A 12025-nucleotide genomic window follows, 5' to 3' on the forward strand; every position below is an offset into this window, starting at 1 on the left:
AGCGGGCCGGCCTCAGGACCGGGCTCGCGCGGCGGCGGATGTGAGGCCCGCCCGAGGCGGGCTGCAGTTTGTCCCTGAAGGAGTAGTCGATGGCTGTCTACAACTATGACGTGGTGGTGCTGGGCTCGGGCCCGGCGGGCGAGGGCGCGGCGATGAGCGCCGCCAAGAACGGACGCAAGGTGGCGGTGGTGGATAGCCGCAAGCTGGTCGGTGGCAACTGCACCCACCTCGGCACCATTCCCTCCAAGGCCCTGCGTCACTCGGTGCGGCAGATCCTGCAGTTCAACACCAACCCGATGTTCCGCCAGATCGGCGAGCCGCGCTGGTTCTCCTTCCCCGACGTGCTGAAGAGCGCCGAGCTGGTCATCGACAAGCAGGTCGCCTCGCGCACCGGCTACTACGCGCGCAACCGCGTGGACGTGTTCACCGGCACCGCCAGCTTCGCCGATGCCAACACCATCGACGTGGTGACCCACAACGGCGTGGTGGAGAAGCTGGTCACCAAGCAGGTGGTGGTCGCCACCGGCTCGCGCCCCTACCGTCCGGCCGACGTCGACTTCAGTCACCCGCGCATCTACGACAGCGACACCATCCTCACCCTCAGCCACACTCCGCGGCGGATGATCATCTACGGAGCCGGAGTGATCGGCTGCGAGTACGCGTCGATCTTCAGCGGCTTGGGCGTGCTGGTCGACCTGATCGACAACCGCGACCAGTTGCTCAGCTTCCTCGACGACGAGATCTCCGATGCGCTGAGCTACCACCTGCGCAACAACAACGTGCTGATCCGCCACAACGAGGAGTACGAGCGCATCGAGGGCCTCGACCACGGCGTGGTGCTGCATCTGAAGTCCGGCAAGAAGATCAAGGCCGACGCCCTGCTGTGGTGCAACGGTCGCACCGGCAATACCGACAAGCTGGCCCTGGAAAACGTCGGCATCGAGGCCAACAGCCGCGGGCAGATCGCCGTCGACCAGCACTACCGCACCAGCGTGGCGAACATCTACGCCGCCGGCGACGTGATCGGCTGGCCGAGCCTGGCCAGCGCCGCCTACGACCAGGGCCGTTCGGCGGCCGGCAGCATCGTCGAGGACGACAGCTGGCACTTCATCAATGACGTGCCGACCGGCATCTACACCATCCCGGAGATCAGCTCGATCGGCAAGAACGAGCAGGAGCTGACCAAGGAGAAGATTCCCTACGAGGTGGGCAAGGCCTTCTTCAAGTCGATGGCGCGTGCGCAGATCTCCAACGAGCGCGTGGGCATGCTGAAGATCCTGTTCCATCGCGAGACCCTGCAGATCCTCGGCGTGCACTGCTTCGGCTACCAGGCCTCGGAGATCGTCCACATCGGTCAGGCGATCATGAACCAGAAGGGCGAGGCGAACACCATCAAGTACTTCATCAACACCACCTTCAACTACCCGACCATGGCCGAAGCCTATCGGGTGGCGGCGTTCGACGGCCTCAACCGGCTTTTTTGAGCGGCTCCGACCGGTGGCCTGAGCCGGTCGGAGACTGGCCGCTCAGCGATTCCCGAGGGTGGCGCTGGCCAAACCGGGAAAGTCTGTGATCAGGCTGTCCACGCCGAAGTCGGCGAGCCGGCGCATCAGCGCCGGCTCGTTGACCGTCCACACCGACACGTGCAGCCCCTGTTGCTGCGCCTTGCGCAACCGCTCGGGGCTGCACAGCGTCCAGTTCAGCGCCAGCAGGCCGCAGCCGTAGCGCTGCGCGACCTTCAGCGGATCCAGCCAGGCGTACTCGGCGACCAGGCCGCGGGCCAACTGCGGGGCCAGTTCCTGCAGGGCGCGCAGCACGGTGCGCGAGCTGCTGGTCACGGTGACCCGGTGGCCGAGGCCGAGCTCGCGGGTCAGTGCGGCGATCGCCTCCACGGTGCGTGCCGCACGCTCGCGCGAGGCGCTCTTGACCTCCAGCTGCCAGTGCTCGAAGTCGCAATGGGTGAACAGCGTGCGCAGGCGCGGGATCGGGCAGGGCTGCGGCCAGGCCGGACCGCCGACGCGGGCGTCCATGCGCTCCAGTTCGGCGGCGCTGTGCGCTGCCACCTTGCCGCGCTGGCCGGTGGTGCGCCTGAGCGTCGGGTCATGGATCACCATCAGTTCGCCATCGGCGGACAGGTGCAGGTCCAGCTCGCAGCGGGTCACGCCCTGCTCGAGGCAGCGCTGGAAGCTGGCGAGGGTGTTTTCCGGGGCTTCGCCCCGCGCGCCGCGATGGCCGTAGATGAGGGTCACGACTGCTCCTTGCGCAATCAGGCTGATGCAGCCTTCTAGCATGCCGCCGCCGCTTTGGGGAGAGGTCGGGGTCGCCGTCGGTGCGTGGCGACCGGCGTTGCGGTAGACTGCCGCCCGTCCGGCGAACTGCCGGCCGCCGGTGTGGTCTGTAGCGAGTTCCCGCCGCCGGCGTGACAAACGGACGTCTTCCCTTCGCCCGCAAGGCAACCCGAGCATGTTCAGACCCTTACCCGTATTCATCGGCATGCGCTACACGCGTGCCAAGCGCCGCAACCACTTCATCTCGTTCATTTCCCTGACCTCGATGGTCGGCCTCGCCCTCGGCGTGCTGGTGATGATCCTAGTGCTGTCGGTGATGAACGGCTTCGACCGCGAGCTGCGCACGCGCATCCTCGGCATGGTGCCGCACGCCACCATCAGTAGCTACCAGCCGATCGACGACTGGCAGACGCTGGCCGCCAGGGTGGCCAAGCACCCCGAGGTGGTGGCGGTGGCACCGTTCAGCCAGTTGCAGGGCATGCTCACCCACAGCGGCGGGACACAGCCGGTACTGGTCAACGCCGTGCTGCCGGAGGCCGAGAAGAACGTCTCGATCATCGACCAGCACATGGTGCAGGGCAGCCTGGAGGCTCTGAAGAGCGGCGAGTTCGGCATTGTCATCGGCGAGATCACCGCGCGGCGTTTCCGCGTCAATGTCGGCGACAAGCTGACCTTCATCCTGCCCGAGGCCTCGGTGACCCCGGCCGGGGTGTTCCCGCGGCTCAAGCGCTTCACCGTGGTCGGCGTGTTCAAGGTCGGCGCCGAGCTGGACAGCTCGCTGGCGCTGATCCACATCGGCGATGCCGCGCGCCTGTCGCGCTGGCAGGAAAACCAGGTGGAGGGTGTGCGCCTGAAGCTCAAGGATCTGTTCAAGGCGCCGCAGGTGGCCTGGGAGATCGCCACCGGCTTCAGCGAAGGCGACTACGTCGCCCGCGACTGGACGCGCAGCCACGGCAGCCTGTTCCAGGCGATCCAGATGGAGAAGACCATGATCGCCCTGTTGCTGCTGCTGATCGTCGCGGTGGCCGCGTTCAACATCATCTCCACCCTGGTCATGGTGGTGACCGACAAGAAGGCCGACATCGCTATCCTGCGCACCCTGGGCATGACCCCGCGGCAGATCATGCTGGTGTTCATGGTCCAGGGTTCGGTGATCGGCGTGGTCGGCACCCTGATCGGCGGCGTGCTCGGCGTGATCGCCGCGCTCAACGTCACCCAGTGGGTGGCGGCGCTGGAGAACCTGCTGGGGCGCAAGTTCCTCAGTTCGGACGTGTATTTCATCAACTACCTGCCGTCGCAGCTGCGCGTGGAGGATGTGGTGCTGATCTGCTCGGCCGCGCTGCTGATGAGTTTCTTTGCCACCCTGTACCCGGCCTGGCGCGCGGCGCGCACCCAGCCGGCGGAGGCCCTGCGCTATGAGTAACGACAAGGCGGTGCTGCTGTGCCGCAACCTCGGCAAGTGCTACGAGGAGGGTCCGCAGTCGGTGGAGGTGCTCAAGGGCGTCGAGCTGGCGCTGCAGCCCGGCGAGCGGGTGGCCATCGTCGGCAGCTCCGGCTCGGGCAAGACCACCCTGCTCAACCTGCTCGGCGGCCTCGATACTCCCAGCGAGGGCAGCGTCTGGCTGGCCGGCGAGGAGCTGTCGGCGCTCAACGAGAAGGCCCGCGGCCTGCTGCGCAATCGCGCCATGGGCTTCGTCTACCAGTTCCACCACCTGCTGCCGGAGTTCAATGCGCTGGAGAACGTGTGCATGCCGCTGCTGATCGGACGCATGCCGATCGGCGAGGCGCGCCAGCGGGCCACGGCGCTGCTGGAGCGGGTCGGGCTGGGGCATCGTCTGGGCCACAAGCCGGCCGAGCTTTCCGGCGGCGAGCGCCAGCGCGTGGCCATCGCCCGCGCGCTGGTCAACCGGCCGGCGCTGGTGCTGCTCGACGAGCCCACCGGCAACCTCGACCAGCACACCGCGCGCGGCATCCAGGAGCTGATGCAGGAGCTGAGCACGTCGCTGCACACCGCCTTCCTGGTGGTGACCCACGACATCGCCCTGGCGCGGCAGATGGACCGCGTGCTGCGCCTGGAAGGCGGGCGGCTGGTACTGGCGGAGTAGGGGAGAGTCGGTGTCGGCCCAGGCGGGGCTGACACCGACCGGGATCAGGAGTGACCCTGCTGGCGGCGCAGGAGCTGGCGCTTATGCCAGCTGCGGCGTACCCACCAGCGCCAGTAGGTCATGGTCAGGCAGTAGCCGAGGATGGAGCAGATCAGGCCGGTGATCACCGAGCCGAGCAGGAACGGCTGCCACAGGGTGCTCAGCTCGTGGGTGATCCACTCCATGCTCAGGTGCTCGGGCAGGGTGATCGGTGGCACGTGCATCAGCCAGGCGCCCATCTTGTAGGTGCAGTAGAACACCGGCGGCATGGTGATGGGGTTGGTCAGCCAGACCAGGCCGATGGAGATCGGCAGGTTGCCGCGCAGCGGGATGGCCAGCGAGGCGGCCAGCAGCATCTGCATCGGCAGCGGGATGAAGGCGGCGAACAGGCCCACGGCCATGGCACGAGCCACCGAGTGGCGATTGAGGTGCCAGAGGTTGGGATCGTGAATCAGTTTGCCGAGAAAGCGCAGGGATTTGTCGCCCCTGATGCGCTCCGGGTCGGGCATGTATCGCTTGAAGATTCGGCGCGGCATGGGGGCTCTCGACGGCGACTAAGCGCCGGTATTATGCACTGATTCTCCCGGTGGTGGACCGGGCGGAACAAAAATCCGGATGGACTGTCCGGGGATCTGTAACAGAATTTCAGCGGCGCGCAGCGCCGGCCGATTCAGGGATGAATCCATGCGCACGGGACTGATCGCGCTCTGTGGCGGGCTGCTGTGCCTGCGTTTCCTGCCGGCCTTGCCGCCGGCGGCGGCTCTCGTCGCGCTGGCGGTCGTGGGGGTGGCGCTGCTGCCGACCCGCGGCTATCCACTGGCGCTGTTCCTGCTCGGCCTGGGCTGGGCCTGCGGCTCGGCGCAGCTGGCGCTGGACGACCGCCTGGCCGCCGAACTGGATGGCCGGACCCTGTGGCTGCAGGGGCGGATCGTCGGTCTGCCGGAGCGGGAGGTGGGCGTTACCCGCTTCCATATCGAGCAGGCCCGCTCGCGCCGCGCAAGCCTCCCCCAGCGCCTGCGCCTGTCCTGGTACGGAGCGCCACCGCTGGCGGCCGGCGAGGTCTGGCGCCTGGCGGTGCAACTCAAGCGCCCGCGCGGTCTGGTCAATCCCCAGGGTTTCGACTACGAGGCCTGGCTGACGGCACGTCGCGTCGGCGCCACCGGCTCGGTCAAGGCCGGCGAGCGGCTGAGCGCCGCGGACGGGCCGCAAGGCTGGCGCGATCGCCTGCGCAGTGCGCTGCTGGCGGCGCCGGCACATGGTCGGGAGGGGGCCCTGGCGGCACTGGTGCTGGGCGACGGTTCGGGGCTCGGCGAAGGGGACTGGCAGGTGCTGCAGGCCACCGGCACCACCCATCTGCTGGTGATCTCCGGTCAGCACGTGGCACTGCTGGCCGGTCTGCTGTATGCGCTGGTGCTCGGCCTGTTCCGCCGCGGCTGGTGGCCGCGGGGCTGGCCCTGGCTGCCCTGCGCCTGTGGCCTGGCGATGGCCGGTGCGCTCGCCTACGGCCTGCTGGCCGGCTTCGAGGTGCCGGTGCAGCGGGCCTGCGTCATGCTGGCGGTGGTGCTGTTGTGGCGCTGGCGCTTCCGCAGCCTGGGCGTCTGGCTGCCGCTGCTGGCGGCGTTGACCCTGGTGCTGGTGGTCGAGCCGCTGGCCAGCCTGCAACCGGGTTTCTGGCTGTCGTTCGGCGCGGTGGCGCTGCTGGCCTGGTGCTTCAGCGGCCGCCTGGCGCCGGCCGCCGGTTGGCGGGTGCTGCCGCGCGCGCAGTGGGCGATGACTCTCGGCCTGTTGCCGCTGCTGCTGGCGCTCGGCCTGCCGGTCAGTCTCACCGGCGCGCTGGCCAACCTGCTGGCGGTGCCCTGGGTCGGTGTCGGCGTGGTGCCGCTGGCCCTGCTCGGGACCCTGCTGCTGCCGCTACCCGGGGTGGGCAGCAGCCTGCTGTGGCTGGCCGGGCTGCAGCTCGACCTGCTGTTCGACCTGCTCGCCTGGCTCGCCGAGCTGGCGCCGGCCCGGCAGTTCGCCGCTGCGCCTGGCTGGGCGGTGCTGCTCGGGCTGGGCGGCGTCCTGCTGGCGCTGCTGCCGGCCGGGTTGCCGCTGCGCCTGTTCGGCGCCCTGATGCCGCTGCCGTTGCTGTTTCCCGCCGCGGCCGGCATTCCGAGCGGCGAGGCCGAGGTGCGCGTGCTGGATGTCGGGCAGGGGCTGGCGGTGCTGGTACGCACCAGCGCTCACGCTCTGCTGTACGACGCCGGCCCGGCCGCGCGCGGGTTCGATTCGGGAGAGAAGGTGGTGCTGCCGCTCCTGCTCAGGCAGGGCGTCGGCAGGCTCGACACGCTGCTGCTAAGCCATGCCGACCAGGATCATGCCGGCGGGGCAGGCAGCGTGCTGGCCGGTCTTCCGGCGTCCCGCCTGCTCGCCGGCGAGGCGGCGCGACAGCGTCTGCCATACGCCGTCGAGCCCTGTCGCGATGGCGAGCAGTGGCAATGGGACGCCGTGCGTTTCACCACCTGGCAGATGAGCGGCGACGGCAATGATGCGTCCTGCCTGCTGCTGGTAGAGGCGCGCGGCGAGCGGCTGCTGCTCACCGGAGACATCTCCGCGAGCGGCGAGCGCGCGTTGCTGGGCAGTGGCCGCGATCTGCGCGCCGACTGGCTGCTGGCGCCCCACCACGGCAGTCGCAGTTCGTCGTCGGCGGAGTTCATCGCCGCGGTGGCGCCGCGCGGCGTGCTGTTCTCGCGGGGCTGGAACAATGCCTTCGGCCACCCGCATCCGCAGGTGGTGGCGCGTTTTCGGGCCGCCGGCGTGCGCATCCACGACAGCGCCGCCGAGGGGGCGCTGCAGTTGTGGCTCGGCCGCCATGGGACGGTCGCCGGCGAGCGCGCGCAGGCGCGTTTCTGGCGGGAAAAATGAGAACCCAGACGGGCGGCATGGCGAGCGCGCTGTGCTAGAGTTGCGCCACTTTTTTCAGGGGGTTGTTACTGTGTGGGAATTGGTCAAAGCCGGCGGCTGGATGATGCTGCCGATCATTCTCTGTTCGATCGCGGCCATCGGCATCAGTGCCGAACGCCTGTGGACCCTGCGTCCGGCGCGGATCACCCCGCCGAACCTGCTGGGCCAGGTATGGCGCTGGATCCAGGACAAGCAGCTGGACAGCCAGAAACTCAAGGAGCTGCGCGCCTCCTCGCCGCTGGGGGAGGTGCTGGCCGCCGGTCTCGCCAACTCCAAGCATGGTCGCGACATCATGAAGGAGTGCATCGAGGAAGCCGCTGCGCGGGTCATCCATGACCTGGAGCGCTACCTCAACGCGCTCGGCACCATCGCCGCCATCGCCCCGCTGCTCGGCCTGCTCGGCACCGTGCTGGGCATGATCGAGATCTTCAGCGGCTTCATGGGCAGCGGCATGGCCAACGCGCCGGTGCTCGCCGGCGGCATCTCCAAGGCGCTGATCACCACCGCCGCCGGTCTGTTCGTCGGCATCCCCGCGCTGTTCTTCCACCGCTACCTGCAGCGTCGCGTCGACGAGCTGGTGGTCGGCATGGAGCAGGAAGCCATCCGCCTGGTGGAAGTGGTCCAGGGCGACCGTGACGTCGATCTGGGCGAGGGCGGCAAGCGGTGAAATTCCGACGCAAACCGCGGGAGAACGTCGAGATCGGCCTGGCGCCGCTGATCGACGTGGTGTTCATCCTGCTGCTGTTCTTCGTGGTGACCACCACCTTCACCCGCGAGACCCAGCTGAAGATCGACCTGCCCGAGGCCGACAGCGCCACGCCGGTGCAGGAGACCCAGCTCAAAAAGCTGGAGGTGACCATCGCCGCTGACGGCAGCTATGCGCTCAACGGCCAGCAGCTGGTGAAGAGCGACCTGGCGACCCTGAGCAGCGCGCTGCAGAAGGAGTCCGGCGGCGACAGCAGCCTGCCGCTGGTGATCAGCGCCGACGCGCGCACCCCGCACCAGGCGGTGATCACCGCCATGGACGCGGCCGGCAAGCTGGGCTTCGCGCACCTGCGCATCACCACCGTCGAAGCGCAGCCGGCCAAGCCCTGATGCGCCTGGCCGAGCGCCTCACCGCTGCCTGGTACCAGGGCCATCCGGCCCTGGTCCTGCTGCGTCCGCTGGAGGTCCTCTACCGGCGGGTGGTCGAACGGCGGCGCGGCGACTTCCTCAGCGGGCGCAAGCCGGCCTGGCGGGCGCCGCTGCCGGTGATCGTGGTCGGTAACATCACCGTCGGCGGCACCGGCAAGACGCCGCTGATCCTCTGGCTGATCGAGCACTGCCGCGCCCGTGGCCTGCGCGTCGGCGTGGTCAGCCGCGGCTACGGCGCTGCCCCGCCCAGCCTGCCGTGGCGGGTGCGCGCCGGGCAGAGTCCCGCCGAGGCTGGCGACGAGCCGCTGATGATCGTCGAGCGCAGCGGCGTGCCGCTGGTGATCGACCCCGACCGTCCCCGCGCGGTGCGGGCCCTGCTCGAGCAGGAGCCGCTGGACCTGATCCTCAGCGACGACGGCCTGCAGCACTACCGTCTGGCCCGCGACTTGGAGCTGGTGCTGATCGACGCCGCCCGCGGCCTCGGCAACCGTCGCTGCCTGCCGGCCGGGCCGCTGCGCGAGCCGCTGGAGCGCCTGGCTGCGGTGGATGCCTGTCTGGTCAACGGTGCTGCCGGTGACGGCGCGGCAGGCTTCGCCTTCAACCTGCGCCCGAGCGCCCTGGTCAACCTGGCCAGCGGCGAGCGTCGCCCGCTGGATCATCTGCCGGCAGGGCAGGCGGTCCACGCGGTGGCCGGCATCGGCAACCCGCAGCGTTTCTTCGCGACCCTCGAGGCGCTACACTGGCGCCCGGTTCCGCATCCCTTCGCCGACCACGCGGCCTACGGCCCCGAGGATCTGCGCTTCGCCCCGGCCCTGCCGCTGCTGATGACCGAGAAGGATGCGGTGAAATGCCGGGGATTCGCCGCCGCAGACTGGTGGTATCTGGCGGTCGATGGCCAGCCATCACCGGCCTTCGTGGCCTGGTTCGACGGCCAGCTCGAACGCCTGTTGCCGCGTTGATGCGCGCGGGTCCCCCCAGATTCCTCTGCCTGGAGCGGACCATGGACCCCAAACTGCTCGACATTCTCGCCTGCCCGCTGTGCAAGGGCCCCCTCAAGCTCAGTGACGACAAGTCCGAGCTGATCTGCAGAGCCGACGCCCTGGCCTTCCCGGTGCGCGACGGTATCCCGGTGATGCTGGAAAGCGAGGCGCGCACCCTGACCGTCGACGAGCGCCTGGACAAATGAGCATGGACTTCGTCGTCGTCATTCCTGCCCGCTATGCTTCCACACGCCTGCCTGGCAAGCCGCTGCAGGACATCGCCGGCAAGCCGATGATCCAGCACGTCTGGGAGCAGGCGAAGAAGAGCGCCGCGACCCGCGTGGTGGTGGCCACCGACGATGCGCGCATCGTCGAGGCCTGCCAGGCGTTCGGTGCCGAGGTGCTGCTGACTCGTGCCGACCACAACTCCGGCACCGACCGCCTGGCTGAGGTGTCCGTCCAGCTCGGCTTGGCCGACGAGGCCATCGTGGTCAATGTGCAGGGCGACGAGCCGCTGATTCCGCCGGCGATCATCGACCAGGTGGCCGCCAACCTGGCCGCCCATGCCGAGGCCGGCATCGCCACCCTGGCCGAGCCGATCCAGGATGCAGCGCTGCTGTTCAATCCCAACGTGGTCAAGCTGGTCGCCGACGCCAGCGGCCTGGCGCTGACCTTCAGCCGTGCGCCGCTGCCGTGGGCGCGCGATGCCTTCGCCGCGGAGCGCGGGCAGTTGCCTGAGGGCGTGCCGTTCCGTCGTCACATCGGCATCTACGCCTACCGCGCCGGCTTCCTTCACGACTTCGTCGCCTGGGGCCCGTGCTGGCTGGAGGACACCGAGTGCCTGGAGCAGCTGCGTGCCCTCTGGCACGGCGTGCGCATCCATGTCGCCGACGCCCTCGAGGCGCCGCCGGCCGGCGTCGATACCCCGGAAGACCTGCAGCGCGTCCGCCAGCTGCTGGGAGCCTGACGTGCGCCTGCTGTTCGTCTGCCTCGGCAACATCTGCCGCTCGCCGACCGCCGAGGGGGTGATGCGCCACAAGCTGCAGCTGGCCGGCCTCGCCGACCGGGTGCAGGTGGATTCCGCCGGAACCGGCGCCTGGCACGTCGGCAAGGCGCCCGACCCGCGCACCTGCGCCGCCGCCGAGCAGCGCGGCTACCGCCTGCACGAGCTGCGTGCCCGCCAGGTGCAGGCCGAGGACTTCACCCGTTTCGACTGGGTTCTCGCCATGGATCACGACAACCTGCGCGAGCTGTGCCGCCTGCGCCCGGCCCAGGGCGATGCCGAGCTGGACCTGTTCCTGCGCCGCGGCGGCCTGGCCGAGCACGAGGTGCCCGACCCCTACTACGGCGGTGCCGACGGCTTCGAGCAGGTGCTTGACCTGGTCGAGCTGGCCTGCCACCGACTGATCGAACAGATCCGGGAGCGCCTGTGAGCCTGATCATCCATGAGCATTACTCGCTGAAGGCCTGCAACACCTTCGGCGTCGATGTCGCGGCGCGCTGGTTCGCCGAGGCGCATGACGAGGCCGAGGTGCGCCAGGCGCTGGCGGCCGCCACCGCGCAGGACGCCGAGCTGATGGTGATCGGCGGCGGCAGCAACCTGCTGCTGACCGCCGATCTGGACGCCTTCGTGCTGCGCATGGCCAGTCGCGGCCGGCGCCTGCTGGGCGAGGCGGGCGGTCAGGTGCTGGTCGAGGCCGAGGCCGGCGAGCCCTGGCATCCCTTCGTGCTCTGGACCCTGGAGCAGGGCCTGGCCGGGCTGGAGAACCTCAGTCTGATTCCCGGCACCGTGGGCGCCGCGCCGATGCAGAACATCGGCGCCTACGGTGTCGAGCTCAAGGACGTGCTGCACAGCCTGGTCGCCCTGGATCGCCTGAGCGGCGAGCTGCGCGAGTTCCAGGCCGGGGAGTGCGAATTCGCCTACCGCGACAGCCGCTTCAAGCGCGAGAGCGGCCGCTGGCTGATCCTGCGCGTGCGCTTCGCCCTGAGCCGTGCGGCGGCCCTGCATCTGGATTACGGCCCGCTGCGCCAGCGCCTGCAGGTGCAGGGCATTGCCCTGCCGACGGCGCTGGATGTCAGTCGGGCAGTCTGCGCCATCCGCGCGGAAAAGCTGCCCGATCCGCAGGTGCTGGGCAATGCCGGCAGCTTCTTCAAGAACCCGCTGGTGGGCGAGGCTCAGGCGGCGCAGTTGCGCGCGCAGTGGCCGGGGCTGGTCAGCTATCCCGCTGGCGAAGGACTGGTGAAGCTGGCGGCCGGCTGGCTGATCGAGCAGGCCGGCTGGAAGGGGCATCGCGACGGCGATGCCGGGGTGCATGCCCTGCAGGCGCTGGTGCTGGTCAATTACGGCCGGGCCAGCGGGCGCGAGCTGCTGGCGCTGGCGCAGCGCATCCAGGCGGATATCCGCAGCCGTTTCGGTGTCGAGCTGGAGATCGAGCCGGTCGTCCGCTGAGGCGTGGCTGCGGGGCCTGTCGCCGGCCTTGTCTTCCAGTCGGCAGACAAAAAAGGGGGAATGCCAAGGCATTCCCCCTTTTTGCTG

General features: G+C 69.4%; 13 protein-coding genes. 11 read left to right on the forward strand and 2 right to left on the reverse strand.

Features of this window, described 5'->3' with window-relative positions; translation table 11 throughout:
* Positions 1 to 89: 89 nt before the first annotated feature.
* Positions 90 to 1484 (forward strand): Si-specific NAD(P)(+) transhydrogenase, encoded by a 1395-nt coding sequence (gene sthA, locus SK095_RS00910; protein ID WP_136488867.1) that lies wholly within the window; start codon positions 90 to 92, stop codon positions 1482 to 1484.
* A 42-nt stretch (positions 1485 to 1526) separates the two neighbouring features.
* Here the strand turns inward: sthA and SK095_RS00915 are convergent, their stop codons facing one another.
* Positions 1527 to 2249, reverse strand: coding sequence for a glycerophosphodiester phosphodiesterase (locus SK095_RS00915; protein WP_136488866.1), 723 nt, complete (start codon positions 2247 to 2249; stop codon positions 1527 to 1529).
* A gap of 214 nt (positions 2250 to 2463) precedes the next feature.
* Between SK095_RS00915 and SK095_RS00920 the strand changes: the two genes are divergently transcribed.
* Complete coding sequence (locus tag SK095_RS00920; RefSeq protein ID WP_320547579.1) at positions 2464 to 3711, forward strand: lipoprotein-releasing ABC transporter permease subunit; 1248 nt, start codon at positions 2464 to 2466, stop codon at positions 3709 to 3711.
* A complete protein-coding gene (lolD, locus tag SK095_RS00925; protein WP_136488864.1) occupies positions 3704 to 4393 on the forward strand; it encodes a lipoprotein-releasing ABC transporter ATP-binding protein LolD in 690 nt (229 codons plus the stop codon). Before SK095_RS00920 ends, lolD begins: the two co-directional genes overlap by 8 nt.
* Before the next feature lie 44 nt (positions 4394 to 4437).
* On the opposite strand, the gene SK095_RS00930 is transcribed toward lolD, so the two are convergent.
* Positions 4438 to 4968, reverse strand: a complete 531-nt coding sequence (locus SK095_RS00930; protein WP_136488863.1) for a DUF2062 domain-containing protein — start codon at positions 4966 to 4968, stop codon at positions 4438 to 4440.
* A 148-nt stretch (positions 4969 to 5116) separates the two neighbouring features.
* Between SK095_RS00930 and SK095_RS00935 the strand changes: the two genes are divergently transcribed.
* The 8 genes from SK095_RS00935 (at position 5117) to murB (ending at position 11938) form a co-directional block, all read left to right on the forward strand.
* Positions 5117 to 7336 (forward strand): DNA internalization-related competence protein ComEC/Rec2, encoded by a 2220-nt coding sequence (locus SK095_RS00935; RefSeq protein ID WP_136488862.1) that lies wholly within the window; start codon positions 5117 to 5119, stop codon positions 7334 to 7336.
* Between the two features lie 70 nt (positions 7337 to 7406).
* Positions 7407 to 8042 carry a MotA/TolQ/ExbB proton channel family protein gene (locus SK095_RS00940; RefSeq protein ID WP_136488861.1) on the forward strand — a complete coding sequence of 212 codons (636 nt, stop codon included), beginning with the start codon at positions 7407 to 7409 and terminating at the stop codon, positions 8040 to 8042.
* The gene (locus SK095_RS00945) at positions 8039 to 8470 is read left to right on the forward strand and encodes a biopolymer transporter ExbD (RefSeq protein ID WP_320547580.1); all 432 of its coding nucleotides are present in this window, start codon (positions 8039 to 8041) and stop codon (positions 8468 to 8470) included. Before SK095_RS00940 ends, SK095_RS00945 begins: the two co-directional genes overlap by 4 nt.
* Entirely contained in the window at positions 8470 to 9468 is a 999-nt protein-coding gene (gene lpxK, locus SK095_RS00950) for a tetraacyldisaccharide 4'-kinase (RefSeq protein WP_320547581.1), read from the forward strand. Before SK095_RS00945 ends, lpxK begins: the two co-directional genes overlap by 1 nt.
* A 41-nt stretch (positions 9469 to 9509) precedes the next feature.
* A complete protein-coding gene (locus tag SK095_RS00955; protein ID WP_136488858.1) occupies positions 9510 to 9695 on the forward strand; it encodes a Trm112 family protein in 186 nt (61 codons plus the stop codon).
* On the forward strand, positions 9692 to 10456 hold the full coding sequence (gene kdsB / locus SK095_RS00960; protein WP_320547582.1) for a 3-deoxy-manno-octulosonate cytidylyltransferase: 765 nt from the start codon (positions 9692 to 9694) through the stop codon (positions 10454 to 10456). The genes SK095_RS00955 and kdsB overlap by 4 nt, the downstream gene beginning before the upstream one ends.
* Before the next feature lies 1 nt (position 10457).
* The gene (locus SK095_RS00965) at positions 10458 to 10922 is read left to right on the forward strand and encodes a low molecular weight protein-tyrosine-phosphatase (RefSeq protein ID WP_320547583.1); all 465 of its coding nucleotides are present in this window, start codon (positions 10458 to 10460) and stop codon (positions 10920 to 10922) included.
* A complete protein-coding gene (murB, locus tag SK095_RS00970) occupies positions 10919 to 11938 on the forward strand; it encodes a UDP-N-acetylmuramate dehydrogenase (RefSeq protein ID WP_320547584.1) in 1020 nt (339 codons plus the stop codon). Before SK095_RS00965 ends, murB begins: the two co-directional genes overlap by 4 nt.
* Positions 11939 to 12025 lie beyond the last annotated feature (87 nt).

Source organism: Pseudomonas sp. AN-1, from assembly GCF_034057115.1.
Lineage (GTDB): Bacteria > Pseudomonadota > Gammaproteobacteria > Pseudomonadales > Pseudomonadaceae > Geopseudomonas.